We start from the raw sequence: 26,104 nt of genomic DNA, 5'->3' as shown, positions 1-26,104 counted from the left end.
GTGCTCGTCGTAAACTGAAGCCGACGTGGCCGGGAATCCGCCGCGGAAGGACGGCGCTTCTTGGCACAGCTTCTTGTTCTGAGCTCCACTCTGGGGGGTGGCGCCGTCCTGCCGTCCCTCGAGCTCCTCAGCCACCGCGTGCGGCAGATCCCCGCCGAACCGGCCTCGCTCGTGAACGCCCCGGCGGCCGACGTGGTCATCGTCGACGCCCGGCTCGATCTCGTCAGCGCCAAGTCGCTGTGCAAGATCCTGACCACGACGGGACTGGATGCCCCGCTCCTCCTCGTCGTGACCGAGGGCGGCCTGGCGGCGGTCTCGACCGACTGGGGCGTGGACGACGTCATCCTCGTCACCGCCGGCCCTGCCGAGGTGGACGCCCGCGTCCGCCTTGCTATCGGACGCCAGAGTGCGGAGCAGGTCAGCACCCGCATCCAGACCTCCGGCATCACGATCGACGAGTCCTCCTACTCCGCGAAGGTGCACGGCAAGGCGCTCGACCTCACCTACAAGGAGTTCCAGCTCCTGCACTTCTTCGCCACGCACCCCTCGCGCGTCTTCACGCGCGAGCAGCTCCTCAGCGAAGTGTGGGGCTACGACTACTTCGGGGGCACCCGCACCGTCGACGTGCACGTCCGCCGCCTCCGCGCGAAGCTCGGCGACCTCGAGCAGCTCATCGGCACCGTGCGCAACGTGGGCTACCGCTTCAACGTCTACGAAGACGACCAGCTGCCCGCTCCGGCCGTCCGATCCTGACGCTGCGCCAGGCCTCCGCCCGTTCACGCGCGCGTCACCTCACCCTGCAATGATGAGGGGATGATCGAACACGACCTGCTCGATGCCGGACTGGGCGACGCGGACGACGACGACTTCGACGAGGCGTTCGAGGCCGCAGACGCGCAGCTGCCCGAGAACAGGTACCTCGACCGCGAGGTGAGCTGGCTCGCGTTCAACAAGCGGGTGCTGGAGCTGGCGGAGGACCCGAGCATCCCGGTGCTCGAGCGGGCGAACTTCCTGGCCATCTTCGCCAGCAACCTCGACGAGTTCTTCATGGTGCGCGTCGCCGGCCTCAAGCGCCGCATCGTCACCGGTCTGGCCGTGCCCACCAACGTCGGGCGCGCCGCCCAGGACGTCCTGACCGACATCTCCGGCGAGGCGCACCGCCTCCAGGAGCGGCACGCGGATGCCTGGACCACCCTGGTGCGGCCCGCGCTGGCCGACGCGGGCATCGAGGTCATCTCGTGGCCCGAGCTGTCGGACATCGAGCGGGAGAATCTGTCGGAGTACTTCCAGTCGCAGGTGTTCCCCGTGCTCATGCCGCTGGCCGTCGACCCCGCGCACCCGTTCCCCTACATCTCGGGCCTGTCGCTGAACCTCGCGATCCGCATCCGCAACGCCCGCACGGGCCGCCAGGAGTTCGCGCGTCTGAAGGTGCCGCCGATGCTGCCGCGGCTGATCGAGGTCCCCCACGACCCCGACACGGACATCATCCGGTACCTGCCCCTCGAAGACCTGATCTCCAACCACCTGGGCGACTTGTTCCCTGGCATGGAGATCCTCGACCACCACACGTTCCGCCTCACCCGCAACGAAGACGTGGTCATCGAGGAGGACGAGACCGAGAACCTCATCCAGGCGCTGGAAGCGGAGCTGCTGCGTCGCCGGTTCGGTCCCCCGATCCGCCTTGAGGTCACCGACGACATGGACGACGTCACCCTCGACCTGCTCATCAGCGAGCTGTCGATCACGGCGCAGGAGGTCTACCGCCTGCCCGGGCTCCTCGACCTCCGCGGGCTCTTCGGCCTCGGCCGCATCGACCGCCCGGAGCTCAAGTACCCCCCGCACGTGCCGAAGACCGCCGTGGCGTTCCAGCCGGCCGAGCAGAACGGGCGCGCCGATCTCTTCGCGGCGATCCGCGCCGGCGACGTGCTCGTCCACCACCCCTACGAGTCCTTCGCCACGAGCGTCCAGGCGTTCCTCGAGCAGGCCGCTCGCGACCCGCACGTGCTGGCCATCAAGCAGACTCTGTACCGCACGTCGGGCGACAGCCCCATCGTGCAGGCGCTCATCGACGCCGCCGAGTCGGGCAAGCAGGTGCTCGCGCTGGTCGAGGTCAAGGCCCGGTTCGACGAGGCGGCGAACATCGTCTGGGCGCGAAAGCTCGAGAAGGCCGGCGTCCATGTCGTCTACGGCCTGGTGGGCCTGAAGACCCACTGCAAGCTCGCGCTCGTCATCCGCGAGGAGGACGGGGTGCTGCGCCACTACGCGCACATCGGCACGGGAAACTACAACCCCAAGACCAGCCGTATCTACGAGGACTTCGGCCTCTTCACCGACGACGACCAGGTCGGTCGCGATCTCACCCGCCTCTTCAACGAGCTCTCGGGCTACGCGATCGAGAAGAAGTTCAAGCGCCTGCTCGTGGCGCCGCTGCACCTGCGGAAGGGCCTGCTGCGCGCCATCGACAAGGAGCGCCGCAACGCGCAGGCGGGCAAACCGGCGCACATCCGCATCAAGGTGAACTCGATGGTCGACGAGCAGATCATCGACGCGCTGTACCGTGCCAGCCAGGCCGGCGTGCCCGTCGAGGTCTGGGTGCGCGGCATCTGCTCGATCAAGCCCGGCGTGCCCGCGATGAGCGAGAACATCACCGTCCGCAGCATCCTGGGTCGCTATCTGGAGCACTCGCGGATCTTCGCCTTCCACAATGACGGCGACCCGCAGGTCTACATCGGCAGCGCCGACATGATGCACCGCAACCTCGACCGCCGCGTCGAGGCGCTGGTGCGGGTGGTGGCCCCCGCGCACATCAAGGAGCTCACCGACCTGTTCGACTTCGCGATGGCCGACACCACCAGCTCGTGGTGGCTGGGCGTCGACGGCGAGTGGACGCGGCACAGCACCGACGCCGAGGGAGCTCCGCTCGTCGACCTGCAGGAGCGCACGATGGCGACCGTGCAGCGCCGCCGCCGGGCACGGGCGGTGCGATGACCGAGACCGCGGTCTACGCCGCGGGCGGTGTCGTCTGGCGCGAGGTGGAGGGCAAGCTCATGGTGCTCGCCGTGCACCGCACGGGCTACGCCGACATCACGCTGCCCAAGGGCAAGGTCGACCCCGGCGAGATGCTCGCCGAGACCGCCGTGCGGGAGATCTTCGAGGAGACGGGCATCCGCGTGCACCTCGGCATCCCCGTGGGCGTGTCGCGGTACAAGCTCCCGAGCAGACGCCAGAAGATCGTGCACTACTGGTCGGCCCACGCGACGGAGGAGGCGATCCGCGCCTCGGCGTTCCGGCCGAACCGCGAGATCGCGGCACTCGAGTGGATGACGCCGAAGAAGGCGCTGAGCTCGCTGAGCTACCCCGTCGACGTCGACATCCTGCAGAACTTCCTGCGCTTCGTCGACGACGGCGTGCTCTCCACCTTCCCGATCATCGTGCTGCGGCATGCCAAGGCCACGCCGCGGGAGCAGTGGAGCGGGGAGGACGCCGCCCGACCGCTGACCCGTCGAGGCGTGCGCCAGGCGGAGAGCATCGTCGGACCGCTGAGCGCCTTCGGCGTGCGCAAGATCGTCAGCAGCGACGCCGTGCGCTGCCTCACGACGGTGGCTCCGCTCGCGGCGGCTCTGGGGCGGAAGATCGTCCGCACATCGCTGATCAGTCAGGACGCCTGGGAAGGCGGCGAGTCCGACCCCCGCTCGGTGATCGGCCGTCGGGTGCGATCCGGCAAGCCGGCGGTGCTGTGCAGCCACGGACCGGTGCTGCCCGACATCCTGAGCGAGATCGCGCTCGCCACGGGGACCATGCGCGGCTCCTACCTCGGGAGCGCGTCGTCCCTCGAGCCCGCCTCGTTCTCCGTGGTGCACCTCTCGACGACGAACCCGGGATCGGGCATCATCGCCATCGAGACGCACGAACCCAAGCCCTGATCGGCGGTCAGATCCACAGCTGAATCCCGGGGTCGTTCACCGTCCGTTCACCTTGTCGGCCCTGGCGCGTAAGAACGGCCTCCTACGTTTCAGAACGGGTCCTGCACCGGACCTCACCCTGACCCGAGAAGGAACACTGTGAAGATCTCCCGCATCGCCCAGCTGGGCGCTGTCGCCGCCATCGCGGCCCTCACCCTCGCCGGCTGCGCGTCGAACGAGAGCGGGGCCGGCGCGCCGCCCGCCTCCAGCGACGCCCCCGCGGGCCTCAGCGGCACGCTGACCGGCTCCGGCGCCACCTCGCAGCAGGTCGCCGTCCAGTCCTGGACGGCCGAGTTCCAGACCACCAACCCCGACGTCACCGTGAACTACGACCCCGCCGGCTCGGGCACGGGTCGTGAGTCCTTCGGCTCGGGCGCCGTCGCGTTCGCCGGCTCCGACCGCGCCTTCAAGGCCGAGGAGATCTCCGCCGGACCGTTCGACGCGTGCGCCGCCGGCTCCGACCTGGTCGAGATCCCTGCCTACGTGTCGCCGATCGCGATCGTCTTCACCCTCGACGGCGTCGACTCGCTGAACCTCGACGCGGCCACCCTCGCGGGCATCTTCGCCGGGACCATCACCACCTGGAACGATCCGGCGATCGCCGCCACGAACTCCGGCGTGACGCTGCCCTCCACGGCCATCACCCCCGTGCACCGCTCCGACAAGTCGGGCACCACGGCCAACTTCACCGACTACCTCTCCAAGACCGCCGAGTCCGCGTGGACCTACGGCTCCGTCGAGGAGTGGCCGGTGCAGGGCGGCGAGGCGGCTCAGGGCACGTCGGGTGTGGCCAACGCCGTCAAGGGCGGCCAGGGCACCATCGGCTACATCGACTCCTCGCAGGCCGCGGACTTCTCGTCCGTCAGCGTCAAGGTCGGCGACGAGTTCGTGGCCCACTCCCCCGAGGGTGCCGCGATCGCGCTCGACGCGTCGCCGTTCGACGAGGGCCGTGCCGACACCGACCTCGCGATCAAGATCGACCGCACCACCACCGAGGCCGGCGCCTATCCCGTCATGCTCGTCAGCTACCTCATCGGCTGCGCGGAGTACAAGGACGCGGCTGCCGCGGAGCTCGTGAAGGGCTTCTTCACCACCGCGATCAGCGAGAGCGGCCAGGAGTCGGCCGCCTCGAACGCGGGCAGCGCACCCATCTCCGACTCGCTCCGCGAGAAGGCGACCACCGCGATCGACGCCATCAAGTAACACCCCTCCCGCGGCCCCGGGCCGACCCTCGCGGTCGGCTCGGGGCCGCACCCCCGCCCGACGGACGACCCCGCCCCTCCCAGAGACAGAGGACTGGACATGACAGCCACCACCGCGGCGCCCGAGGCGCGGACGAAGGTGAAGCAGAGGCCCGGCGACCTCTGGTTCTCCGGCTCAGCCCTCTTCGCCGGATCGATGATCCTCGCGACGCTCGCCGCCGTCGCCCTGTTCCTCATCATCCAGTCCATCCCGGCATTCGGCGCCACCAGCGCGAGCGCCTCGCTCCTGACGTCCGACTTCTGGTCGTACGTGGGCCCGCTGCTCTTCGGCACGGTCTGGGCGGCACTCCTCGCCCTCCTGATGGCGGTGCCGCTCTCCCTCGGCGTCGCGCTCTTCATCACCCACTACGCGCCCCGCCGCCTGGCGCAGGGTCTCGGCTACATCGTCGACCTGCTGGCGGCCGTCCCCTCCGTCGTCTTCGGCCTCTGGGGCATCCTGATCCTCGCGCCGGCGGTGCAGCCGGTGTACGCGTGGCTGAACTCCAACGCGGGATGGTTCCCGCTCTTCGCGGGCGATGCCTCGGCCACCGGCCGCACGATCTTCACCGCCTCCATCGTGCTCGCCGTCATGGTCGTGCCGATCATCACGGCCATCTGCCGCGAGATCTTCCTGCAGACCCCCGTCCTCCACGAGGAGGCCGCGCTGGCCCTCGGCGCGACGCGCTGGGAGATGATCCGCATGGCGGTGCTCCCGTTCGGTCGCTCGGGCATCGTGTCGGCCTCGATGCTGGGCCTGGGCCGCGCGCTGGGCGAGACGATGGCCGTCGCCATGGTCCTCTCCGCCACCGGTGCCGTGTCGTTCCAGCTCTTCACCTCGACCAACCCGTCGACGATCGCGGCGAACATCGCGCTGACCTTCCCCGAGGCCTATGCGACGAACATCAACGTCCTGATCGCGACCGGCCTCATCCTCTTCATCGTGACGTTCGTGGTCAACGCGGTCGCGCGTTGGATCGTGAACCGTCGCAAGGAATTCTCGGGAGCGAACTGACATGACCACCCTTGCTCCCGCGCCCGTCAAGGCCGCGCCCGTCCCCGAGACGCTGCGCAGCGGCCGCCTCGCCCGGTGGGTCCCCTGGGCCCTCCTCGCAGCATCCCTGCTCGTCATGCTCGCCGTCTTCCTCGTCATGGACGGCGTCTCGGGCGGCGGACTGAACTACGGCGGCTGGCTCGTCACCTCCGCCGTCGTCTACCTCGTGCTCATCACCGTCATCTCGAGCATCGTCGAGGGAACCCGCAAGGCCACCGACCGCTTCGTGACCGGCCTGGTCACGGTGGCCTTCCTCATCGCCATGGTCCCGCTGGTCTCGGTCGCGATCACCGTCGTCGCCAACGGCGTCTCCCGCTTCGACCCGCTGTTCTTCAGCAACTCGATGCGCAATGTCGTCGGCCCCGGCGGCGGCGCGCTGCACGCCATCATCGGCACCCTGCTGGTGACGCTGGCGGCGGCCGTGATCTCCATTCCGATCGGCCTCATGACCGCCATCTACCTCGTCGAGTACGGCAAGGACAACCGGATGGCGCGGGGCATCACGTTCCTCGTCGACGTGATGACCGGCATCCCCTCGATCGTCGCGGGACTCTTCGCCTACGCCCTGTTCGCGATCTTCCTGGGCCCCGGTGCACGCCTCGGCATCATGGGCGCGATCGCTCTCGCGGTGCTGATGATCCCCGTCGTCGTGCGCTCCACGGAGGAGATGCTGCGGCTCGTCCCCAACGAGCTGCGCGAGGCCTCGTTCGCCCTCGGGGTGCCGAAGTGGCTGACGATCGTCAAGGTCGTGCTCCCGACGGCGATCGCGGGCATCACGACCGGCGTGATGCTGTCGATCTCGCGCGTCATCGGCGAGACGGCGCCCCTGCTGATCACGGCCGGCTTCACCGACTCGGTGAACTACAACCTGTTCGACGGCCGCATGCAGACGCTGCCGGTCTACACGTACACGCAGTACGCGAACCAGGGCATCCCGCCGGAGGCCTACACCGACCGCGCCTGGGCCGCCGCCCTGACGCTCATCCTCATCGTCATGCTCCTCAACCTCGTCGCGCGCGTCATCGCCAAGGTGTTCTCGCCCAAGACCGGTCGCTGACCACTCACCCGCAGAAAGAACTCCCGTGTCCAAAAGCATCGAAGTCAACGACCTCAACGTCTACTACAGCGACTTCCTCGCGGTCGAGGGCGTCTCGCTCTCCATCGAGCCCCGTTCCGTCACGGCCTTCATCGGCCCGTCGGGCTGCGGCAAGTCGACCTTCCTCCGCACGCTCAACCGCATGCACGAGGTCATCCCCGGCGCGCGCGTCGAGGGCGAGGTGCTCCTCGACGGCGACGACCTGTACGGCACCGGGGTCGACCCGGTGGCGGTCCGCCGCCAGGTGGGCATGGTCTTCCAGCGCCCCAACCCGTTCCCGACCATGTCGATCCGCGAGAACGTGCTGGCCGGCGTGAAGCTCAACAACAAGCGCATCTCCAAGTCCGACGCCGACGGCCTCGTCGAGAAGTCGCTCAAGGGCGCCAACCTCTGGAACGAGGTCAAGGACCGCCTCGACAAGCCCGGCTCGGGCCTCTCCGGCGGACAGCAGCAGCGTCTGTGCATCGCCCGCGCCATCGCCGTCTCCCCGCAGGTGCTGCTGATGGACGAGCCCTGCTCGGCCCTCGACCCGATCTCCACGTACGCGATCGAGGAGCTGATCGAGGAGCTCAAGCAGGACTTCACGATCGTGATCGTGACGCACAACATGCAGCAGGCGTCGCGCGTGTCCGACAAGACCGCGTTCTTCAACATCGCCGGCACCGGCAAGCCGGGCAAGCTCATCGAGTACAACGAGACCAAGTCGATCTTCACGACCCCCGCCGTGCAGGCCACGGAGGACTACGTGTCGGGTCGCTTCGGATAAGTCCGAAGGCCGGAAGAGAGGGGTGGATGCCCCGGCGCGGCGTCCACCCCTCTCGCCGTCTCCGCGGGTCAGTCGTGCGGAGTGAGCAGGTGGTCGTTCAGCGCGCGCGTGACCTCTGCGTCGACGGCGATCGCCGCCCCGTCGACGGAGGAGATCGGAGCCGCGAGCCGGACACTCGAGACCAGCCACGCGGCATCCGCCGTCCGCAGTGCCGACACCGGCACGTCGCGGTACTCGGCGGCGTGCCCCTGTGCGGTGAGCCAGTCGAAGGCGCTGAGCTGCGTCGTCCCGTGCAGGATCGCCCCCGTCGGCGCCGGCGTGACGTACGTGGCGCCGATGCGGAGGATGACCGTTGCCGTCGGCGCCTCGAGCACGATGCCGTCGCTCGTGACGAAGACGGCGTCGTCCGCGCCACGGCGCTTGGCCTCGCGGATCGCCGCCATGTTCACGGCGTACGACAGGGTCTTGGCCCCGAGCAGCAGCCAGGGCGCGCGCGCGGCGGCCCCGCTGTCGATGCCGCGGTCGAGCGTGACGACCCGCACGCCCTCTGCGCGGGCGCGCGAGTTGTCGGCCGCCGTCGCCACCGTGACCCATGCCGTGGGAGACGGACCCTGCTCGACGCCCCGGCTGAGGATGAGCTTGATCACCGACTCCCCCGGGCCGCAGTGAGCGGATGCCGCGGTCACAGCCTCGAGCCACTGTCCGAGATGCGGCGCCGGCAGGTCGCAGATCGCGGCCGAGTGCGCGAGGCGCTCGAGGTGCGGTCCGAGCTGCTGCGGGTGACCGTCGATCACGCCGATCGACTCGAAGACGCCGTCGCCGCGCTGAGCGCTCAGCTCCCCCACCGCGAGAGCCGGAGCCGTCGGATCGACCGCGTGGAACGTGTCGGCGAAGGACGACGGGGAGACATCGGATGCTGCGGGGTCGAGCATCATCGCGTAACGCCAAGCCATGGATCGAGCCTAGGGCGGGAATGCCCCGTGCCCTGCGTCCGTTATCGTTGAAGAGCCGGGCCGCAGTAACCCCGGGCTCCAAAATCTGCCGCTTTGAGCGGCTCCGCGCCGAGAGGCGTTCTGCGGTCCGGCACTTCTTCCAGCGGGTGTCTCCGCGCCCGCCGTGCCGCGGCTCAGGTCAGCGCATCGCGACGCCACAGGGTGGCGCACGTGGTCAGGTCAGCCGCATAGGTCGACAGGCGGAGCGCGCGCGTCGTCAGTGTCGATGCCCGCTCGGCCTCGGTGGCGTCGTAGTCGTCGGCCAGATACGTCGCGCCTGCGGCCTGCACCCGTGCGAAGGCGGCGGCGCGATCCAGAGCGACGGCGAAGTCGCCCTGGAAGAGCCCGCGCAGGATGGTGTCGATGAGCTCGACCAGCTCGTCGGGTCCCGCCGGAGTGGGAGCCCCCGCGACGACCGGATCAGCCGAATCGAGCTGCACGCGCCCCCGCTCGTACAGCAGGGCCGCTGTCCGGGGATCGTCGTGGATCATCAGCTGCAGCAGGTAGAGGCGCCAGAGCGCGCCGGGAAGCGTGCGCGCGGGCGACCGCGACCAGAGCTCGGCGATGTCGTCGATGCCGTGCGCGTCGGTGAACGACACGAGGCGGTCGACGACCTCCCCCGAGCCGTCGGCGCGGACCCGCGCGAGCAGCGCCTGCGCCGTGCTGTGTGCGACGCGCGACACCTCGGCGGGATCGTCGGCGGCGAAGATCCGATCGAACATCTCGGCGGGTCGCCGCACGGGCTTGTGGAAATCCCTGGATCCGTCGCTCACCTGTCCAGGCTACCCGCGGCCCACGCCGACGGGCGGGGCTGCGGCCTCAGCGCTGGTTGATGCGCAGGTGGTTGCCCGCCGGGTCGCGGAAGGCGCAGTCGCGGGCACCCCACGACTGCGTGATCGGCTCCTGGAGCACCTCCGCACCCGACGCGCGCAGCCACTCGAACGTCGCATCCAGGTCGTCGGTCGAGAACACGTACGGTCCCGGACCGGAGCCCTTGACCACGAGCCGCTCGAGAGCTTCGCCGTCCTCGGCGGAGCGGCCCGCCGATGGGTCGGACACCACGATCATGACGCCGGGCTGCTCGGCGAAGCCGAAGCTCACCCAGCGGTGTCCGTCGTAGGAGACGTCGTTCAGGATGTCGAGACCCAGTCCGTCGCGATAGAACGGGATCGCAGCATCCACGTCGTCCACGGTCACGGGGCAGTAAGCGAGAGAGATGCGGGCCATGGCTTCAGGCTAGGACGACGCGGGCTGCGGCGCTTCTCCGATCCTGCTCGTCAGTACCGGCGCGCGGGGCGGGTCAGGATCTTCGCGACGCAGGCCGGCATCGCCTCGTCGATGACGTGCGGGCGCGAACGGTAGCCGCTCGGCGTCTCCCCCACGATGTCGCGGAACGTCGAGCTGAACGAGCCGAGTGATGTGGCGCCGACGGCGGTGCAGGCATCCGTCACCGACCATCCGTCCCGCAGCAGCGCCATCGCCCGTTCGACGCGCCGGGTCATCAGATAGGCGTAGGGGGTCTCGCCGTAGGCGGCCTTGAATTCGCGCGAGAAGTGCGCGGGCGACATCAGTGCACGGGAGGCGAGCGTGGGAACGTCGAGCGGCCGGGCGTACTCCCGGTCCATCAGGTCCCGGGCGCGACGGAGGTGCGCGAGCGTCGAGAGCGAGGGAGCGGATGCCACGGTCGCAACGCTACCGGCGGCACCGCCGCGACGGTTTAGGCCGTGGGGATCGCGATGATCGGGTCGGTCGACGGAACCCCGGTCGGTGAACCGCCGGCGGGCTCGACCGTGACGGCGATGACGTCGCCCGCCTGCATCGCACCGTCCATGAGCGCCGTGGCGTCACCATCGGGACCGGGCGTGAAGACGCCGGCCGCGACGGGCGTGTCTCCACGGACGAACCACATCTCGAAGGCCTCCTGCGGCGCGAGCGCCGGCAGTCCGTCGGAGACGAGGACCGTCTTGCCCAGCTCCGGCGACCAATGCACTGTGGCCGATCCGCCGCCGTCCAGGGCGATGGAGGCGACCTGCGCGTCGGGCGCGGACTGGATCTGGTCGAGGGCGACCACCGAAACCGGCTTGTTGACCTGCTCGCTGATCAGCACGGCTCCGAAGCCGAGGCCGAGGAGCAGGACGAACGACGCGGCGAGGGCGAAGATGCCTCGCGTCCAGTTGCGGCGGGCGATGGTCTGCACCGTGTTGGTGTCTGGCGCGGGCTCGGGCGTCGTGCCGTCCTCACGCGATCCGGGCGGGAGCAGCGCGGCGTCCGCGGCGGAGATGCCGGGCACAGGAGGCGTCGACGACTCGGCAGCCGGGGCGTCGGGGTCGGCCCCGGAGGCCAGCGCCGCCACGCGGCGCAGCACCTCGGAGCGCGCGTTGAGCGGCGGAGTCGCGTCGGCCACGCCTTCGGCGAGGAATGCGACGACGTCTTGGTCGGCGCGCAGCTGCGCGTCCCACTCCTGGTGCGCGGCAAGTGCGTCGACGAACGTCTGCTCGTCGTCGGACGACAGAGCGTTCAGGGCGTGGCCCGCTGCCAGCTCGGCGAAGTCCTTCTCGTTCATGTCGTCACCCCCATTTCTGTGCGCAGCCGTGTCAGTCCGTCGCGCATTCGTGTCTTGATGGTCCCCAGTGGCGCTCCGACCAGAGCGGCGATCTCGCTCTGGCTGTAGCCGCCGTAGTACGCGAGCGTGAGTGCCTCACGCTGCGCTTCCGGCAGAGTAGCGAGGGCCCGTACGACCCTGCGACCCTCGATTTTCAGTTCTACGTGTTCTGCAACACGATCATGGGGAACATCCATGTCGCGGAAACCCGCTTTGACGTCCCTATCCGTGCTCGCCTGTGACGATCGCACGCGATCGACAGCCCGACGGTGGGCGATCGTGAGGATCCACGACCTGCCTTGACCTCTGTTCGGAGCGAACTTCGCGGCGGATTGCCACACCTCGAGGAAGACCTCCTGCAGCACTTCCTCGCTCTGCGACCGATCGACGAGGACGCGGAGGATGAGTCCGAAGACGCGCGGGGAGAGCAGGTCGTAGAGCCGGGCGAAGGCCCCTTGATCTCCCTGCGAGACGCGCTGCAGAAGCTCGCCGACATGGTCGACCGGAGACGACCCCGTGTCGGGTACGTCCACCCCGTCGATGACCATTCCTCCAGCATGCCTTAAGAGGAAGGGCTTTCCGATTCGGCGCGGGCGGTTGACGTGGCGCGGATCCGGCCGTTCAGAACTTTCCTGAAGAAATTTCGATCCGGCCCATCCGATTCCGACCAGGTTCCGAAGAGCTGACAGACCGACACCGAACGCCGGTTACCCCCGCACCGGGGTTCTGATCCAAACAGCGATCGACGAGATCGCATAGGAGGAACGAAATGTCACGCAACACTCGCCTCACCGCAGGCATCTCCCTCGCATTCGCTGCCGCCATCGCGCTCAGCGGCTGTGCGGGTGGCGCAGGCTCCACCACCGCCGAGACGATGGCGCCGACCACGGCTCCCTCGCAGTCGAGCATGCCGTCGGCCTCGTCGTCGGCCATGGACCCGGCGTCCGACCTCGTCGGCCCCGGCTGCGCCGACTACGCCGCTGCCGTTCCGTCCGGCGCCGGCTCCGTCGAGGGCATGTCGGCCGACCCCGTCGCCACCGCCGCGTCGAACAACCCGCTGCTCAAGACGCTCACCGCTGCGGTCAGCGGCCAGCTGAACCCCGACGTCGACCTGGTCGACACGCTGAACGGCGGCGAGTTCACGGTCTTCGCACCGGTGGATGACGCCTTCGCCAAGATCGACCCCGCCACCATCGAGGCTCTGAAGACCGACAGCGCCACGCTGTCGTCGATCCTCACCTACCACGTGGTCCCCGGCCAGATCGCGCCTGACGCGATCGACGGCACGCACGCCACGGTCAACGGCGCCAACCTCGAGGTCACCGGAAGCGGCGACAACATCAAGGTCAACGGCGAGTCCGCTGTCATCTGCGGTGGCGTCAAGACCGCCAACGCGACCGTGTACCTCATCGACACGGTGCTGATGCCCCCGGCTTCCTAAGTCGGAAATCATCCCGTGCAGGGGGTTCTGACGGGATGAACGGCGGAGAGACCGTCGATGCCTTCGGGCGTCGACGGTCTCTTCGCTTTTGCACGCCTGTGTTTCGCGTTTGAGGCGTCGCTCGGTGCCGATGGGATGCTGCGGCCCCGGGTAGGCTGGCACAGCAGGGGCCTCTAGCTCAGTCGGTAGAGCATCGGACTTTTAATCCGCGGGTCGTGGGTTCGAGCCCCACGGGGCCCACCGTCTTCCGATCGCTGCGATCTTTACTCTCGACTGGGATCGCGGTGTTTCAGTTCTCGCCGAAGTGGCCGCGTGACAACAATCTGACAACACCTGAATCACTCGCAGCGTCGTCCAATGCCGCTGAAACCGCGTCAAGGTCGTCGTCGAACAGGTCGGCGTAGGTGTCGAGAGTCATCGCGGCGGACGCGTGTCCGAGCATGCGCTTCACTGCCTTGACGTTCGCGCCGGCAGAGATCGCGAGGGATGCCGCGGTGTGCCGGAGGTCGTTTCCTTCGTCATCGAGCGCAAGGCGAGTACCCCGGCGCGCTACAGGCAGCATAGGCCGCCACCGCGACCGAATGGTTCCCGTCCAACCCATGGCGACTTCGCCCGAGCCCGTCCATCGTGGCAGTACTCGACCGAGCCGACGACTTCAGCACCGCCACCTGTGAACTTTGGCTTCCCGTAGAACGTGCCTGATTGAGCGTGACCCGCCAGCACCACAGCGCAGGCGGGTCACCACCCGTAGATGGACAGGCTTACGGCGGTCGACCTTGGAACGGGTGGCCGAGCTGCGGCGGCGACCCAATCGCGAAATCGCCGAGCACCTCTGCCTCTCGAGCTAGCCTCAGGCGGCATCCCCGCCCGGAATCACCCATTCACGGGATGTAGGGGCACAGGACGGCAGCGAAGAATGAGCGGAGACAGCTCAGGGGCGCCGTCCACGTGTGTCCGCCAGGCCACAGCGTCGCTCCCGGAGCGAAGGAGTGCGACCATGCTGACCAAAGCTCTTCTCGTTCGCCTCGAGGCACTGCCGGGCAAGGAGGAGCAACTCGCGGACTTCCTGATCCATGCTCGGTCGGTGGTCATGGAGGAGCCGGGCACCATCGCGTGGTTCGCCATTCGGTTTGGTCCCTCGACGTTCGGTGTGTATGACGTGTTCCCCGACGACGAAGCTCGAAACGCCCACCTCGCCGGTGGAGTCGGTCAGGCGCTCGGCGCCAACACCGGCGTCCTCTTCGGCCAGCCGCAGATCGAACGGATCGACATCCTCGCCGACAAGGTCCCGGCCTAACCGTCGATCGACTAGCACGCGGTTACGGGATGCAAGTGACCTCGGTCGGAGAAGTCAGAGCTCCGACGTGGTTGCGAGCTCGGCCGAAAGTCGCGCGACGGACGCCGCATCAAGGACCGCGACCATCTCGCGGGGCTCGAAAGTGACGAGCCACGTCTCCGATGACGGGGACTCGGGCTCCATGTACAGCGTCACCGACGGGTGGGTCAGCTGAACGCCCACCAGCCCCGTGTTGGCTCCCGCGGCTCCGTCCTGCCGCATCACGAACACGGTCGTGGCAGAGAGACGTCGTGACGATCGAAACTCCTCGACCCACTGTTCGATGGTGCCCCGGCTGAGGAACGTCATGGATGAGATCTCCTTCTCGCGCTCCCCACCTGTCACTGGTCGGACGTCGGCCGCCACTTCGAGCACGCCTCGACCGCCATACCTGACCCCGAGCCGCATGCCGAGCTTACAGCGTAAGCAACCGGTTCACTGAGCCAAGACGTGATCGAGCCGGTCGAGGAGTGCCTCGAGCGAGACCTCGAACTCCTCCTTGCTGCGGTCCTCGCTGAGGAGAGGGCGGAGCCTGCGGACCTCCGGCGCCGAGTCGAGTGAGAGGTTGCTGTCCTCTAGGGGGATGTCGGCGTCGCCCTCGTCGAGTGGCTCCTCGACAGGCGCGGTCCTCGCTCCCCGAACGGCGGATTCGAGCAGGAGCTGCCCGAGGAGGAAGCTGCTGAACGACCGGTAAGCGTCCACGGCCTGCTGATCGCTGAAGCCGTGCCGGATCAACGTGGCCAGGAAGAGGTCGACGACGTGGATGCTGCGCAGCGGCGGCCTCAACCAGGGCGCCGCCGGATGGCGGGTGGCGACCAAGGGAAACGCCATCGGATGGTCCACGGCGATCTGACGGACTTCGTGGGCCACGATCTGCAGGAACGGCTGCCAGTGCTGTTCCGCCTCTTCGGCGATCGTGCTCGAGAGGTCGTTCATCAAGAGCGCCACCACGCCCTCGAGAAGATCTTCCCGCCCGTGCACGTGGCGGTAGAGCGACATCGCCTCGACATTCAGCCGCTGCCCCAGAGATCGCATGGAGAGCCCCTGCGCGCCCGATTCATCGATCATCTCGAGCGCCGTGGCGATGATCAGATCCCGGCTCAGTTTGGGCGGCGTCGCGCCGGACCGCTTACTCACTCGAGATCCTCCTGTCAATGGCGTTAGCCGGCGGCGCGGAGGTCGACATGCTTACGGTGTAAGCAAGCCCGCGTCGAGCCGATCCTCTCGGAGCGACGTCTCCACCACACCCCTGCCTTCCCATCTTCGCTCTCGCGGAGCGGCAGGTCCGAGTTCTTGACAACGGGCTCGCTGACTGCACGCGGGAGCGCCCGTTTCCGGCTCGCCATCGGCTGCCCGATGGCTCGCCGCCCTGAGGGCATCCGTCAACCCATCGAAAGAAAGAAGACTTCATGAACATCATGCAATCCCTCCAGGACGGCCTGGCCGTCGTCATCGCGTTCGTCCCTCTCGCGCTCCTGTTCCTGCTGATCCTGATCGTCGGGCTGATCGTCGCGAAACTCATCTCGAAAGGCCTCGAGAAGCTTCTCGAGAAGGTCGGCTTCGACCGGCTGGTCGAGCGCGGCGGCATCAAGAAGGCGCTCGCCACGTCGAAGCTCGACGCCTCCGACATCGTCGCGAAGATCGTCTACTACACGCTCGTGCTCTTCGTGCTGCAGTTCGCGTTCGGTGTCTTCGGTCCCAACCCCGTGAGTGACCTGCTGGCAGGCATCATCGCCTTCCTGCCCAAGATCATCGTCGCGATCATCATCATCGTCATCGCCGCGGCGATCGCCGCCGGCGCCAAGGGCCTGATCCAGAACACGCTCGGCGGGCTGTCCTACGGAAAGATCCTCGGCAACATCGTCGCGATCTTCATCCTCTTCCTCGGCGTGACCGCCGCCCTCAACCAGATCGAGGTCGCGACCTCGGTCACCACGCCCATCCTCATCGCGGTTCTCGCCATCATCGCCGGTGTCATCATCGTCGGAGCCGGCGGCGGACTCATCAAGCCCATGCAGCAGCGCTGGGAGGCGATGCTGACGAAGGCGGAGGAAGAAGCTCCGAAGATCCAGCAGCAGGTTCAGGGCGCCCCGAGCGTCACCGAGCAGGCGAAGCAGGCTGCGAACCAGGCGCAGGCCGCCACCCGCGTTCAGCAGCAGCGCCCTCCGCTGCCCCCGCGCCCGTAAAACCCGCGCGACTGTGCCGACGCCGCCTTCCGCGGTGTCGGCACAGCGCTCGGCCACCAGGAGCTCTCATGTACAAACTTCTCAGATTCCTTCCGATCGTTCTTCCGATGGTCATGCGCTTCCTCCGCTCGCGGCGCAGCGGGGGATAGCAGTCTTCACGACGAGGACCCTCGCGGCTTAGATGGTGCCATGCAGACGCCCGCTCCGGTCCGGCATCCGAAGTTCGTCCGCGCGTACCGCCGCGCACTGTCCGCGGGGGTCGTGGTGGTGGCCTTGCTCGGCGGCGTGCTCGCTCTCAACGCGGGGCGCATCGTCGGCGACCTCGACGAACGCAGTGGGATCGCAGCGTTCTACGACATCCCCGCCGACGCACCGGCCGGCCCGCCCGGGTCGATCGTGAAGAGCGAGCCGCTGCTCGGGGTGCCGCTGGACACGCGGGCGTGGCGGGTGATGTACCGCTCGACCGATCTCAACGGCGCCCCGGTGATCGCCACCGGCGTCGTGGTGACGCCGCGGGGATCGGGACCATCCGGCGGACGGACGGTCGCCTCGTGGGGACACCCGACCACAGGGTCCGCCGCAGCGTGTGCGCCCTCCCTCGGAGCCGACCCCTCCCTCGGCATCGAAGGGATGCGCGTCCTCCTCGACCGCGGCTACACCGTCGTCGCGACGGACTACACCGGCATGGGCGCAGCCGGTCCCGACTCCTACCTGATCGGTGCGACCGAGGGGCACAACGTGCTCGACGCGGTGCGCGCGGCGCGGGCGATCCCCGAGGCGGAGGCCGGAACGGACGTCGTGCTGTGGGGCCACTCGCAAGGTGGGCAGGCGGTGCTGTTCGCCGCCGAGCTCGCCGCCACCTATGCCCCCGAACTGACGGTGAAGGCCGTCGCTGCCGCCGCGCCGGCCGCCGATCTCTCCGCGCTGATGAAGACGCACCTCGACGACATCTCGGGCGTCACGATCGGCTCCTACGCCTTCAGCGCATTCTCCGAGATCTATGCCGACCGTGGAGCTGACATCTCCAGCATCCTCACTCCGGCCGCCGTCGCCATCCAGCCGCAGATGAACGAGCTCTGCCTGCTCACCCACATCGATCAGCTGCACGCGATCGCCCAGCCTGTCGTCGGCTCGTTCGTCTCGGCGGACCCGACCACGACCGAGCCCTGGGCCACACTCCTGACGGAGAACTCCGCGGGCGGCGCCTCTTTCACCGCTCCCCTGCTGGTCGTGCAGGGTCTGAAGGATGAGCTCGTGCGCCCCGCCGACACCGAGGGCTACGTGGCGCTCGTGCAGTCGCAGGGCATGGACGTCACGTACCGCATCGTCGCCGCCGCCACCCACGGCACCATCGCCTACCTCGGCCTCGGCGATCTCGTCGCGTTCCTCGATCGGGTCGGCGCATAGCCCACGGCAGAGGACGCGGTCGCCTCGTCGGCGGGACGCGCGTCAGCCGTCCATGGCGTTTCGGACGTCACTCCACACCGTCGCGAAAACATCCTCGAGTGCAGGAGCCGGGGATGCTGCGAGCCACCGATCGATGGCCAGATCGAAGCAGGTGACGGCGATCGCCGCCAGGATCTGCGCCTGCCCCTCATCGACACCGCGGTCGACGAGCGACTGCTCGATGGCGACGCCGAGGTGATGACGCCTGAGGAAGTCGCGTTCTCGCAGCGCCGGCTCGCCGCGGATGATCGCCTGCCGACGGGCGATCTGCTCCCGCCATCCCTGCAGACCGCGGCAGGCGGCCGTCAACCCCATGTGCACCGTCGCGACGGGCGAACTGTCCGCAGGTACGGTCTGCACGAAGTCTCGGACGGCCTCGGGAAACTCTCGATCGCGGAGGAACAGCGCATCTCGCTTGTCGCCGAAGTGGCGGAAGAACGTCCGAGTGGTCAGTCCGGCTCTTTCGGCGATCTGCGGCACCGTCGTGTCGGCGAAACCGTGCTGCTCGAACAAGTCGATGGCGGCCGCCTCGAGGCGGAGCGCAGCGTCGGGCGACCATCTCGGCATACGACCATGATGGCACGTCGTGTCATCGGTAGTACAGTGATGACACGACGTGTCATGACTGAAGGATCTCCCATGATGAACAACAGCGCTGCATGGATCGACGCCCCGTATGCGGACCTCTCCGTCCGCCACGCGCCGATGCCGACGGCAGGACGCCACCAGCTGGTGATCGCAGTGAGGGCGCTGGCGGTAAATCCGCTGGATGCGATCATCCAATCGAATGGCCGGGTCATGTACGGGTGGCTGCGCTATCCCGTCGTCCTCGGGGAGGACGTCGCCGGGGTCGTCGTCGACGTCGGTGCTGAGACCTCGGACTTCTCGGCCGGCGACCGGGTGGTGTCCTACGCGATGGGCTTGGAGCGGGGCAGGGACGCCGTCACGGAGAGCGGTTTCCAAGCCTTCGTGGCGGTCGATGCCGCGTTGACATCACCGCTGCCCGAGGCGACGGCGTTCGAGGATGCGGCCGTGATGCCGCTGGCGCTGAGTACGGCGGCGGCCGGTCTGTTCGAGGAGAAGCAGCTCGGCTTGGACTACGCCGCGCTGGGGCAGGCCCGACCCCGGGACGAGATCGTCGTCATCTGGGGTGGGGCGACCTCTGTCGGTGGGAATGCCATCCAGCTCGCCCGAGCAGCCGGCTATCGGGTCATCACGACGGCCTCGACCCGCAATCACGACCGGATGAGGAGCCTCGGTGCCGAAGCCGTCTTCGACTACCACGACCCGGAGGTCGTCGACCGGATCGTCGCCGCGACTGCCGGTTCGACCGTCGCCGGCATCCTCGCCATCGCCATCGGCTCGGGAACCCCCAGCGTCAGGATCGCGCGGGCCACCGGCGCGAGACGGGTGGCCATGGCCAGCCCACCCGTCTTGTTCTACGACCAACCGCGTCGCGCGGGACTTTCCCTCGAACGCGTCCGGCTGTTCCTCCGATTGGGGTCCCGGTCGGCGCTGCTGCAAGCCCGGAGCCTTCTCGGCAGAGTGCGCGCGTCTTTCATCTGGGGCAGCGCCATCGCCTTCTCCCCTGTCGGGGCGGCCGTCTGGCGCAGCTACCTGCCGAATGCCCTCGCCGACGGCAGCCATCAGCTCTATCCGGACGCTCGCGTGTTGCCGGGTGGCCTTTCCGCCATCCAGGGCGCCCTCGACACCGTTCGCGGCGGCCTGTCGTCGGAGAAGCTGGTCGTCACCCTCGCGCGTCATGACGGAGTGGACGAGGTGACCGCCGGCGCTGCCTAGTCAGGCATAGGACCAACCATGGCGGAGCATCCGCTCGGGACGGATCGGCCTCTGTTCCATCAGTCGTCCCGTCGTCGCGGGGGTGGTTCCGGTGGACCGCCCACGCGGAGAGCATCTGCGCGTGGGTGCTGTTCGGGTGGTCTCTGTGCCAGCTTCTCGAGAATCGATTCAGCTCGAACTGCGGGCCGATGTCAGTGGGGGCGACCCCACGCGTCACCTGCCAGCGCTGGACGAGCTCATGCAGAGTGATCCCGCCGTTCATCGCTGGTCACACCGCCATTCTCGCCGGCGCCTGCGACAGCCCGCTCTGCCGCAGATGTCAGCCGTCGGTGGACGTCGAGTTGGGGCTTGAATCGGCGGATAGCGTGCAAGGTGGTGCCATGACTCTTCCTCAGCCGCGCCAGCTCCGCTTGATCATCGAGACCGACGACTTCGATGAGGCGGTCCGGTTCTACCGGGACGTCTTGGGCATGCCCGAGCAACCGGCGTTCGCAACAACGGGCGATGATCGCGTGTCGAACCTGCACGCGGGTGTCGCGACGATCGAACTCGCGACGACCGCGCACTCGCGCGCGGTCGATGCCATGGAGAATGCTCCGGCCACGGACGGGCCGACGCTCCGGATCGCACTCGAGGTGGCCGACACCGAAAAGGCGGTCGCCCTCTCCGAGGAGTCGGGAAGGGAGGTTCTTGCGCGCCCGACCGAGACCCCGTTCCGGACGATCAACGCCCGCGTCCAGGGTCCTGCCGGCTGGCAGGTCACGTTCTTCCAAGAGCTCGAGACACTCGAGCAACGTCAGGGCCGCGCGGGCTTCGAGACGGACGACCGCCGGGCGCGCTGAGGGATACGCGTTCGGAGTCTCGCCGACCACGTCGCGACCGGCACGATGACGCGGCCCGAAGAATCAGCCCGTCATCGCCACGCCGTGAATCGCTGGTCCGTCTCCTCGAGCACGCGCAGGATGTTGCCCGCCGCAAGGGCGCGCAGGTCGGCGTCGTCCCACCCGCGTCTGCGCAGCTCGTCCGCGAGCACCGGGTAGCGCGACACGTCCCTCAGGTCCGGGAGGAGAACGGGCGTTCCGTCGTAATCTCCGCCGAGGCCGATGTGAGCGGACCCTGCGACGTCGCGGGCGTGCTCCACGTGATCGGCGACATCAGCCACCGTGACGAGGGGTGGCTCACCGGACGATCCGGCCGCCAGCCACTCGGCGTAGGGCACGGACACAAACTGCGGCACGAACGTGATCATGACCAGGCCGCCGTTGTCCGCAAGACGGGCCAGCACGTCGTCGGGCACGTTCCGCGGATGATCGGCGACGGCAGTGGTCGACGAGTGGCTGAAGATGACCGGCTGCGTCGCGACATCGAGCGCGTCGCGCATCGTCGCCGGCGAGGTGTGGGAGAGATCCACGAGGATGCCGATCCGCTCCATCTCTGCGACGATCTCGCGTCCGCGGCCGGTGAGCCCGCCATGCGGGTGCGATCCCGTCGCAGAGTCCGCCCACGGGGTGTCGTCGTTGTGGGTGAGGGTCATGTAGCGCACGCCGAGCCTCGCGAAGGTGCGGAGGACGGCGAGATCGTCACCGATCGAGTGCCCGCCCTCGGCGCCCAGCAGCGACGCGATGCGCCCGAAATCGACGGCAGAGCGCACCTCGGCGGCGGTGCGGGCGAGAGCGAGGTCGCGCGGATAGCGGTCGACCATCCGGTGCACGAGATCGATCTGCTGCAGCGTCGCCGCCACGGGATCCGGCACGTCCGTCGGCACGAAGACCGACCAGAACTGCCCGACCACGCCGCCGGCGCGCAGCTTGGGCAGGTCGGTGTGAAGGGAGTCGACCTCCGAGTCGATGCCGTCCAGTCCCGAATCGTGCGACTCGCGACGCTCCCAGGGCAGGTCGTTGTGCCCATCGATGACAGGGAAGGCGGCATCCTCGATCGACATGGTCCGAGCGTACGCCGCGCTCCACCGCCGACGCAGAGCCGTGCGGCGGATGGAGTCCTTCGACGATGTCGCACCCCAAGCGCTGACGCGGGTGGATCGATTGATCGGGGAGGAGTCAGTCGGTCTGAGGTTGGCGGAGGTGAGACACGATGGCGTCGACGACGGCGCGCGGCTGCTCCCTCTGAATGAAGTGGCCGACACCGTCGAGTTCGATCAGCGTCCGCTCGGCGTCGAACAGGTGCCCGTTCGCTCGGGCAGGCGCCAGCGTCTCGCATCCGTCCGCCGTGCCGATGAGGAACGTCGCAGGGACGCGGATCCGAGGCCAGGCGTCCAGATGCGCCTGCGTGTCTGCGTAAAGTGGCGCTCCGTCCGCCTCGCCGGCGCCGTGGCGGTAGTAGTGCACCACATCGTCGGCGAACTCATCTGTATCGGTCGCGGTGAGGATCGCCTCGAGGTCATGCTCCGTCAGCTTCACCGACGGCGACCAGTGTCGCCACGCCCACCGTGTCAGCGCGGCGGGGTCTGCGCGGAACGCGGCGGCGCCTCGTTCGGTGCAGAGCCAGTAGCGGTACCAGGCCACGGAGACGTCGGCCAGCGACTGCTCGGCCGTGAGTCCGCGACCGTCGCCGTAGGCGGTCGAGAGTGTGATGAGCCCACGGAACAGCTCCGGCTCGAGGACGGCGGCAGCATGCGCCGCACGCGCTCCCCAGTCGTGTCCGACGAGGACGACATCGCGGAGGTCGAGCGCGCACAGGAGTTCTCTCACGTCGGACGCCAGTGCGGCGACCTGCCCGGAACGCGCCCGCGGATCGATGATCCTGGTCAACCCGACGCCGCGGAGGCACGGACGGATGATGCGCAGCCCGGGCGGCAGCATCCCGACGACGGCATCCCAGGTCGCCGGGATGTCGGGATAACCGTGCAGCAGGACGACGACTGGTCCGTCGGTCGGCCCCTCGTCGATGTACTCGATCTGCACCGTCTCGCCGACGTGGAGATGACTGACAGGGCGCGCGTCATTCGACATACGAACAGCCTGCCCGAGGCACGCGATGCCGCCGAGCACAGGAACGTCACCCATCGTCGGAATACTGCCCCTCTGTCACGACCGATCGAGCGGACACAGAGCCGCGGCAGGCGGACGTCAGCCCATGTCTCCCGACCAGACGGCCGTGGCACCGCTGTGACCGATGAGGACGGCATCCACGGTCGTGCCGCCGGCGACGACGACGGCCGCGACCAGAAGGGTGACGGGCACCCATCGCAGGGTCGCGCGCGTCGACGCGGGCGCGTCCTCGGTCGAGGCCCGCGCGCGACGCTCCCGGATGTTCCACCACAGCAGCGCGGCCGCGACCACGAGCAGACCGATCGTCCACGGAAGAAGTCCGTCCGCAAGCTCGGCGTGGGCCTCGATCAGGGAGTTCTCACCGACGCGAGCCTCCAGCCGCTCTCCCGACTCTTTCGTGATGGGCACGAGCGCGACCGCGACGAGCGCGGTGCCGGCGGTGAGGTAGGCGCCCCATCGACGGAACCGCGGCCACGCCGCGGTGAGGACGACCAGGAGAGCGGCGAGCGGCACGATCACCTCGGTCGCGTGGACGACGAGGGGGTGCAGCGGGAGTCCGAAGAAGGTGTCGAACATGAGTGGTCCTCTGTGAGCGTGGGCGAGCGAAGGCCAGTATGCGTCCGCGCGTTCGCGTCGCATGCGGCGCGGGTAGAAACAGGCCGACCCTTGCGCGGGCGCCGCACATCTGCTTGAGGAAGGTCGTCGTGCGAGGTGAGTGTCGCCTTGCTGGTGCGCACCCCCGAGCAGTGCTTGCATCGGCTTCATGACAGACGACGCGCGGGGCACATCCTTTCCGGTCGAGCCGCACGACGGCGACCTCACGGGAAGGCTGAACTGGCTTCGAGCCGGGGTCCTCGGCGCCAACGACGGCATCGTGTCGGTCGCCGCCCTCGTGGTCGGCGTAGCGGGTGCGACCACGGCCACACCCGCGCTGCTCACCGCCGGTGTGGCCGGACTCGTCGGCGGAGCGATCTCGATGGCCCTCGGCGAGTACGTCTCGGTGAGCAGCCAGAGCGACAGTCAGCGAGCGCTCATCGCGAAGGAGCGGATCGAACTGGCCGAGGATCCGGACGGGGAGCTCGACGAACTCGCCGGACTTTACGAAGCGCGCGGGCTGACGCCCTCCACCGCGCGGCTCGTGGCCACGGAGCTGACGTCGAAGGATCCCCTCGCCGCCCACCTCGACGCGGAGCTCGGCCTCCGCGAGGACAGCGTCGCGAGTCCGCTCGCCGCGGCGGGCGCCTCCGCGCTCGCTTTCACCCTCGGCGCTGTTCTGCCTTTACTGGCCATCCTCCTGCCACCACCCGACGTCCGCGTTCCCGTCACCTTCGCGGTCGTTCTGCTCGCACTCGCGCTGACGGGCTGGCTCAGCGCTCGGATCGGCGGCAGTCCCGTCCTGCGCCCGATCCTTCGCATCGTCGGCGGAGGAGCGCTCGCACTGCTGGCGACGTTCGCCATCGGCGCGCTTCTGGGCACGTCCGGCGTCGTGTAGACGTGGTGGAGACGAAGGACCGTCCACTTGGGCATCCCTCAGTCGGTGACGTAGACTAGTCGGTCCGGCCTGCGCTCGGGTTCGGCGGTCGGCGTGACCGGCGAACCGAAGGTGCGGATACCCCGACGCCAGGTGCCGCGCACTCCGATGTCGGTCATGCCCGTCGGATCCATGGCCCGGATGTCGCGATCCAGCCAGACCAGGTCCGCGACCATTCCGGGGCGCAGAGCGCCACGGTGGCCTTGATCGCCCGCCTGCCAGGCGACGCCACTCGTGGCGGCGTCGATCGCCTCGTCCACCGTGATGCGCTCCTCCGGCTGCCAGCCGCCGGAGGGCCGACCCGCAGCATCCTGTCTGGAGATCGCTGTTCGGATGCCGGCCAGCACGTCTGGGGCCGCGACCGGCCAGTCGCTGCCGAAGCTGAGCCGCGCGCCGGCTCGTCGGGCCGAGTGCATCCGGTACTGCAGTTCGCGGCGCGGACCGAGACGGGGCAACGTGAGATCCGTCATGACGGCGTCCTCGAGCGCCCACTGCGGCTGGAAGCAGATGGTCACGTCGAGGTCGGCGAGCCGCGGAAGGTCGGCGGGGTCGATCAGCTGCGCGTGCGCGATCGTGAGTCGGCGTCCGCGTCGCAGACTCTCCCGGATGCCGGCGGCCGCATCGAGCGCTGCGCGAATGGCGGCGTCGCCGATGGCATGGAGGTGCACGTCGAACCCGGCGGCGTCGCAGGCGGTGACCGCGTCCACGAGACGGTCCGGCGCCCAATTCGGCAGGCCGCGCGTGTGGGCGTCGTGATAGCACTCGAGAAGGTGCGCGGTGTGGTTCTCGAGGATCCCGTCGACGAAGAATTTCACGGTGCGGCAGGTGAGGCCCGGCACATCGGAGAGCTCGTCGGCCGCCTGCCGGAGCTCATCGAGCTGCGCGGGCCAGCGATCGGGGTCAGCCCTCAGGGCGATGTCCGCGTCGACGACGAGGCGACCGGATAAGGCTGCTGCTCGCCACGCCGGCACGTCCTGCAGTTCTGTCCACGCTTCCTGCACCCAGGTGATGCCGTGGGCGGCGAGGTGCTCCCCCGCCCACACCAGCGCATCGACATCGGCCGAGAGGTTCGGCTGGGGTGCGTGCGAGAGCACGAGGTCGATGGCCGGCCGCTCAACGAGCGTGCCGAGCGGTGTGCCGTCGGGTCGGCGCAGGATCCGTCCGAGAGCAGGATCACGCGTGAATGCGTCCACTCCCGCCGCGCGGAGGGCTGCCGAGTTGACCCAGGCGGTGTGGTAGTCCCATGCGTGCAGCACGACCGGGCGGTCGACTTCGTCGAGCCACGCGGCATCGAACCTGCCGCCTGCCGCGATGGTGGCGTCGTAGCTGCCGCCCACCAGCCACGGCGCGTCGGACGTCTCGGCCCAGGCGCGCACGCGCGCAGCAACGTCCTTCACCGTCCTCGCGTCGCGCAGCTCGGGTCCCACGCGCTCCCTGCCGGCGAGAAGCGGATGGGCGTGACCTTCGCCGAAGGCGGGGAGAAGGAGACCCCCCTTCAGGTCGACGCTCTCGGCATCGGGAGGAACAGCGAAGCCCGCCGGAGCGATCACTCCGTCGACGACCACCAGTCGTGCGGGGTCAGGCGTGACGCCGTCGATCCGGATGGCGCCGCCGTGGAACACCGTTACGCCCATGACGGGCTCCCG

Annotated in this window: 27 protein-coding genes, 1 tRNA gene and 2 pseudogenes; 16 read left to right on the top strand and 14 right to left on the bottom strand. The window is 68.7% G+C overall.

The window, feature by feature from the left end:
* The first annotated feature begins 60 nt into the window (after positions 1 to 60).
* The 7 genes from ABC304_RS09520 (at position 61) to pstB (ending at position 8,116) form a co-directional block, all read left to right on the top strand.
* Positions 61 to 753: a winged helix-turn-helix domain-containing protein gene (locus tag ABC304_RS09520; RefSeq protein WP_127096149.1), complete on the top strand. Its 693-nt coding sequence runs from the start codon at positions 61 to 63 to the stop codon at positions 751 to 753.
* 60 nt (positions 754 to 813) lie between these two features.
* Positions 814 to 2,988 (top strand): RNA degradosome polyphosphate kinase, encoded by a 2,175-nt coding sequence (locus ABC304_RS09515; protein ID WP_412930367.1) that lies wholly within the window; start codon positions 814 to 816, stop codon positions 2,986 to 2,988.
* A complete protein-coding gene (locus ABC304_RS09510) occupies positions 2,985 to 3,923 on the top strand; it encodes an NUDIX hydrolase (RefSeq protein ID WP_412930366.1) in 939 nt (312 codons plus the stop codon). Before ABC304_RS09515 ends, ABC304_RS09510 begins: the two co-directional genes overlap by 4 nt.
* Positions 3,924 to 4,061: 138 nt before the next feature.
* A complete protein-coding gene (gene pstS, locus ABC304_RS09505; protein ID WP_412930365.1) occupies positions 4,062 to 5,165 on the top strand; it encodes a phosphate ABC transporter substrate-binding protein PstS in 1,104 nt (367 codons plus the stop codon).
* A 99-nt stretch (positions 5,166 to 5,264) separates the two neighbouring features.
* Positions 5,265 to 6,215 (top strand): phosphate ABC transporter permease subunit PstC, encoded by a 951-nt coding sequence (pstC, locus tag ABC304_RS09500; RefSeq protein ID WP_412930364.1) that lies wholly within the window; start codon positions 5,265 to 5,267, stop codon positions 6,213 to 6,215.
* A 1-nt stretch (position 6,216) separates the two neighbouring features.
* Positions 6,217 to 7,311, top strand: coding sequence for a phosphate ABC transporter permease PstA (gene pstA, locus ABC304_RS09495; RefSeq protein WP_412930362.1), 1,095 nt, complete (start codon positions 6,217 to 6,219; stop codon positions 7,309 to 7,311).
* Between the two features lie 25 nt (positions 7,312 to 7,336).
* A complete protein-coding gene (gene pstB, locus ABC304_RS09490) occupies positions 7,337 to 8,116 on the top strand; it encodes a phosphate ABC transporter ATP-binding protein PstB (RefSeq protein WP_412930361.1) in 780 nt (259 codons plus the stop codon).
* A 68-nt stretch (positions 8,117 to 8,184) separates the two neighbouring features.
* Here the strand turns inward: pstB and ABC304_RS09485 are convergent, their stop codons facing one another.
* The 6 genes from ABC304_RS09485 to sigK all read right to left on the bottom strand — a co-directional run bounded on the left by ABC304_RS09485 (position 8,185) and on the right by sigK (position 12,258).
* Positions 8,185 to 9,069, bottom strand: a complete 885-nt coding sequence (locus ABC304_RS09485) for an aminotransferase class IV (protein WP_412930360.1) — start codon at positions 9,067 to 9,069, stop codon at positions 8,185 to 8,187.
* Between the two features lie 173 nt (positions 9,070 to 9,242).
* Complete coding sequence (locus tag ABC304_RS09480) at positions 9,243 to 9,881, bottom strand: DNA-directed RNA polymerase subunit beta (RefSeq protein ID WP_412930359.1); 639 nt, start codon at positions 9,879 to 9,881, stop codon at positions 9,243 to 9,245.
* Positions 9,882 to 9,927: 46 nt separating this feature from the next.
* Positions 9,928 to 10,335, bottom strand: coding sequence for a VOC family protein (locus ABC304_RS09475; protein WP_412930357.1), 408 nt, complete (start codon positions 10,333 to 10,335; stop codon positions 9,928 to 9,930).
* A gap of 50 nt (positions 10,336 to 10,385) precedes the next feature.
* Positions 10,386 to 10,733 carry a helix-turn-helix transcriptional regulator gene (locus ABC304_RS09470; RefSeq protein ID WP_412932895.1) on the bottom strand — a complete coding sequence of 116 codons (348 nt, stop codon included), beginning with the start codon at positions 10,731 to 10,733 and terminating at the stop codon, positions 10,386 to 10,388.
* Positions 10,734 to 10,825: 92 nt separating this feature from the next.
* A complete protein-coding gene (locus ABC304_RS09465; RefSeq protein ID WP_412930356.1) occupies positions 10,826 to 11,671 on the bottom strand; it encodes an anti-sigma factor in 846 nt (281 codons plus the stop codon).
* Entirely contained in the window at positions 11,668 to 12,258 is a 591-nt protein-coding gene (gene sigK, locus ABC304_RS09460; RefSeq protein WP_412930355.1) for an ECF RNA polymerase sigma factor SigK, read from the bottom strand. Before sigK ends, ABC304_RS09465 begins: the two co-directional genes overlap by 4 nt.
* Positions 12,259 to 12,479: 221 nt before the next feature.
* Here sigK and ABC304_RS09455 point away from each other — a divergent pair, with 221 nt between their 5' ends.
* Both ABC304_RS09455 and ABC304_RS09450 read left to right on the top strand, forming a co-directional pair.
* Complete coding sequence (locus ABC304_RS09455) at positions 12,480 to 13,151, top strand: fasciclin domain-containing protein (protein ID WP_412930354.1); 672 nt, start codon at positions 12,480 to 12,482, stop codon at positions 13,149 to 13,151.
* Between the two features lie 167 nt (positions 13,152 to 13,318).
* Positions 13,319 to 13,391, top strand: a tRNA-Lys gene (locus tag ABC304_RS09450).
* A 49-nt stretch (positions 13,392 to 13,440) separates the two neighbouring features.
* Here ABC304_RS09450 and ABC304_RS09445 read toward each other — a convergent pair.
* A pseudogene (locus tag ABC304_RS09445) lies at positions 13,441 to 13,662 on the bottom strand (tyrosine-type recombinase/integrase); the annotation flags it as partial.
* 17 nt (positions 13,663 to 13,679) lie between these two features.
* On the opposite strand from ABC304_RS09445, the pseudogene ABC304_RS09440 reads away from it, so the two are divergent.
* Positions 13,680 to 13,853, top strand: a pseudogene (locus ABC304_RS09440) (AraC family transcriptional regulator); the annotation flags it as partial.
* A gap of 295 nt (positions 13,854 to 14,148) precedes the next feature.
* A complete protein-coding gene (locus ABC304_RS09435; protein ID WP_412930353.1) occupies positions 14,149 to 14,448 on the top strand; it encodes a putative quinol monooxygenase in 300 nt (99 codons plus the stop codon).
* 54 nt (positions 14,449 to 14,502) lie between these two features.
* On the opposite strand, the gene ABC304_RS09430 is transcribed toward ABC304_RS09435, so the two are convergent.
* Both ABC304_RS09430 and ABC304_RS09425 read right to left on the bottom strand, forming a co-directional pair.
* A complete protein-coding gene (locus ABC304_RS09430; RefSeq protein ID WP_412930351.1) occupies positions 14,503 to 14,895 on the bottom strand; it encodes a hypothetical protein in 393 nt (130 codons plus the stop codon).
* A gap of 27 nt (positions 14,896 to 14,922) precedes the next feature.
* On the bottom strand, positions 14,923 to 15,624 hold the full coding sequence (locus ABC304_RS09425; protein WP_412930350.1) for a TetR/AcrR family transcriptional regulator C-terminal domain-containing protein: 702 nt from the start codon (positions 15,622 to 15,624) through the stop codon (positions 14,923 to 14,925).
* A gap of 272 nt (positions 15,625 to 15,896) precedes the next feature.
* Here ABC304_RS09425 and ABC304_RS09420 point away from each other — a divergent pair, with 272 nt between their 5' ends.
* The gene (locus ABC304_RS09420; RefSeq protein ID WP_412930348.1) at positions 15,897 to 16,673 is read left to right on the top strand and encodes a mechanosensitive ion channel family protein; all 777 of its coding nucleotides are present in this window, start codon (positions 15,897 to 15,899) and stop codon (positions 16,671 to 16,673) included.
* Positions 16,674 to 16,862: 189 nt separating this feature from the next.
* Positions 16,863 to 18,080 (top strand): alpha/beta hydrolase, encoded by a 1,218-nt coding sequence (locus ABC304_RS09415; RefSeq protein WP_412930347.1) that lies wholly within the window; start codon positions 16,863 to 16,865, stop codon positions 18,078 to 18,080.
* 42 nt (positions 18,081 to 18,122) lie between these two features.
* On the opposite strand, the gene ABC304_RS09410 is transcribed toward ABC304_RS09415, so the two are convergent.
* A complete protein-coding gene (locus ABC304_RS09410; RefSeq protein WP_412930346.1) occupies positions 18,123 to 18,686 on the bottom strand; it encodes a TetR/AcrR family transcriptional regulator in 564 nt (187 codons plus the stop codon).
* Positions 18,687 to 18,758: 72 nt separating this feature from the next.
* On the opposite strand from ABC304_RS09410, the gene ABC304_RS09405 reads away from it, so the two are divergent.
* Together ABC304_RS09405 and ABC304_RS09400 are read left to right on the top strand one after the other, a co-directional pair.
* Positions 18,759 to 19,919, top strand: a complete 1,161-nt coding sequence (locus ABC304_RS09405) for a zinc-binding alcohol dehydrogenase family protein (RefSeq protein WP_412930345.1) — start codon at positions 18,759 to 18,761, stop codon at positions 19,917 to 19,919.
* Between the two features lie 245 nt (positions 19,920 to 20,164).
* The gene (locus ABC304_RS09400; protein WP_412930343.1) at positions 20,165 to 20,761 is read left to right on the top strand and encodes a VOC family protein; all 597 of its coding nucleotides are present in this window, start codon (positions 20,165 to 20,167) and stop codon (positions 20,759 to 20,761) included.
* 71 nt (positions 20,762 to 20,832) lie between these two features.
* Here the strand turns inward: ABC304_RS09400 and ABC304_RS09395 are convergent, their stop codons facing one another.
* The 3 genes from ABC304_RS09395 to ABC304_RS09385 form a co-directional block, all read right to left on the bottom strand.
* Complete coding sequence (locus tag ABC304_RS09395) at positions 20,833 to 21,861, bottom strand: dipeptidase (RefSeq protein ID WP_412930342.1); 1,029 nt, start codon at positions 21,859 to 21,861, stop codon at positions 20,833 to 20,835.
* A 115-nt stretch (positions 21,862 to 21,976) separates the two neighbouring features.
* Complete coding sequence (locus ABC304_RS09390) at positions 21,977 to 22,942, bottom strand: alpha/beta fold hydrolase (protein ID WP_412930341.1); 966 nt, start codon at positions 22,940 to 22,942, stop codon at positions 21,977 to 21,979.
* Positions 22,943 to 23,005: 63 nt separating this feature from the next.
* Complete coding sequence (locus tag ABC304_RS09385; RefSeq protein WP_412930340.1) at positions 23,006 to 23,503, bottom strand: DUF2231 domain-containing protein; 498 nt, start codon at positions 23,501 to 23,503, stop codon at positions 23,006 to 23,008.
* Between the two features lie 187 nt (positions 23,504 to 23,690).
* Here ABC304_RS09385 and ABC304_RS09380 point away from each other — a divergent pair, with 187 nt between their 5' ends.
* Entirely contained in the window at positions 23,691 to 24,419 is a 729-nt protein-coding gene (locus ABC304_RS09380; protein WP_412930339.1) for a VIT1/CCC1 transporter family protein, read from the top strand.
* A 38-nt stretch (positions 24,420 to 24,457) separates the two neighbouring features.
* Here the strand turns inward: ABC304_RS09380 and ABC304_RS09375 are convergent, their stop codons facing one another.
* Positions 24,458 to 26,092, bottom strand: coding sequence for an amidohydrolase (locus tag ABC304_RS09375; protein ID WP_412930338.1), 1,635 nt, complete (start codon positions 26,090 to 26,092; stop codon positions 24,458 to 24,460).
* Positions 26,093 to 26,104 lie beyond the last annotated feature (12 nt).

The sequence above is a fragment of the Microbacterium jepli genome, from assembly GCF_047237905.1.
Classification (GTDB): Bacteria; Actinomycetota; Actinomycetes; order Actinomycetales; family Microbacteriaceae; genus Microbacterium.
Note: the sequence above shows the minus strand (reverse complement) of the source record. Positions and strands in the feature narration are given on the sequence as shown.

Bases quoted from the DNA above. Each gene is read 5' to 3' on its own strand.
- ABC304_RS09515 (WP_412930367.1), top strand. From the start codon at position 814: ATGATCGAACACGACCTGCTCGATGCCGGACTGGGCGACGCGGACGAC.
- ABC304_RS09510 (WP_412930366.1), top strand. From the start codon at position 2,985: ATGACCGAGACCGCGGTCTACGCCGCGGGCGGTGTCGTCTGGCGCGAG.
- pstC (WP_412930364.1), top strand. From the start codon at position 5,265: ATGACAGCCACCACCGCGGCGCCCGAGGCGCGGACGAAGGTGAAGCAG.
- pstA (WP_412930362.1), top strand. From the start codon at position 6,217: ATGACCACCCTTGCTCCCGCGCCCGTCAAGGCCGCGCCCGTCCCCGAG.
- ABC304_RS09485 (WP_412930360.1), bottom strand. From the start codon at position 9,069: ATGGCTTGGCGTTACGCGATGATGCTCGACCCCGCAGCATCCGATGTC.
- ABC304_RS09475 (WP_412930357.1), bottom strand. From the start codon at position 10,335: ATGGCCCGCATCTCTCTCGCTTACTGCCCCGTGACCGTGGACGACGTG.
- ABC304_RS09470 (WP_412932895.1), bottom strand. From the start codon at position 10,733: ATGGACCGGGAGTACGCCCGGCCGCTCGACGTTCCCACGCTCGCCTCC.
- ABC304_RS09465 (WP_412930356.1), bottom strand. From the start codon at position 11,671: ATGAACGAGAAGGACTTCGCCGAGCTGGCAGCGGGCCACGCCCTGAAC.
- sigK (WP_412930355.1), bottom strand. From the start codon at position 12,258: ATGGTCATCGACGGGGTGGACGTACCCGACACGGGGTCGTCTCCGGTC.
- ABC304_RS09455 (WP_412930354.1), top strand. From the start codon at position 12,480: ATGTCACGCAACACTCGCCTCACCGCAGGCATCTCCCTCGCATTCGCT.
- ABC304_RS09435 (WP_412930353.1), top strand. From the start codon at position 14,149: ATGCTGACCAAAGCTCTTCTCGTTCGCCTCGAGGCACTGCCGGGCAAG.
- ABC304_RS09430 (WP_412930351.1), bottom strand. From the start codon at position 14,895: ATGCGGCTCGGGGTCAGGTATGGCGGTCGAGGCGTGCTCGAAGTGGCG.
- ABC304_RS09420 (WP_412930348.1), top strand. From the start codon at position 15,897: ATGAACATCATGCAATCCCTCCAGGACGGCCTGGCCGTCGTCATCGCG.
- ABC304_RS09415 (WP_412930347.1), top strand. From the start codon at position 16,863: ATGCAGACGCCCGCTCCGGTCCGGCATCCGAAGTTCGTCCGCGCGTAC.
- ABC304_RS09410 (WP_412930346.1), bottom strand. From the start codon at position 18,686: ATGCCGAGATGGTCGCCCGACGCTGCGCTCCGCCTCGAGGCGGCCGCC.
- ABC304_RS09405 (WP_412930345.1), top strand. From the start codon at position 18,759: ATGATGAACAACAGCGCTGCATGGATCGACGCCCCGTATGCGGACCTC.
- ABC304_RS09395 (WP_412930342.1), bottom strand. From the start codon at position 21,861: ATGTCGATCGAGGATGCCGCCTTCCCTGTCATCGATGGGCACAACGAC.
- ABC304_RS09390 (WP_412930341.1), bottom strand. From the start codon at position 22,942: ATGGGTGACGTTCCTGTGCTCGGCGGCATCGCGTGCCTCGGGCAGGCT.
- ABC304_RS09385 (WP_412930340.1), bottom strand. From the start codon at position 23,503: ATGTTCGACACCTTCTTCGGACTCCCGCTGCACCCCCTCGTCGTCCAC.
- ABC304_RS09380 (WP_412930339.1), top strand. From the start codon at position 23,691: ATGACAGACGACGCGCGGGGCACATCCTTTCCGGTCGAGCCGCACGAC.
- ABC304_RS09375 (WP_412930338.1), bottom strand. From the start codon at position 26,092: ATGGGCGTAACGGTGTTCCACGGCGGCGCCATCCGGATCGACGGCGTC.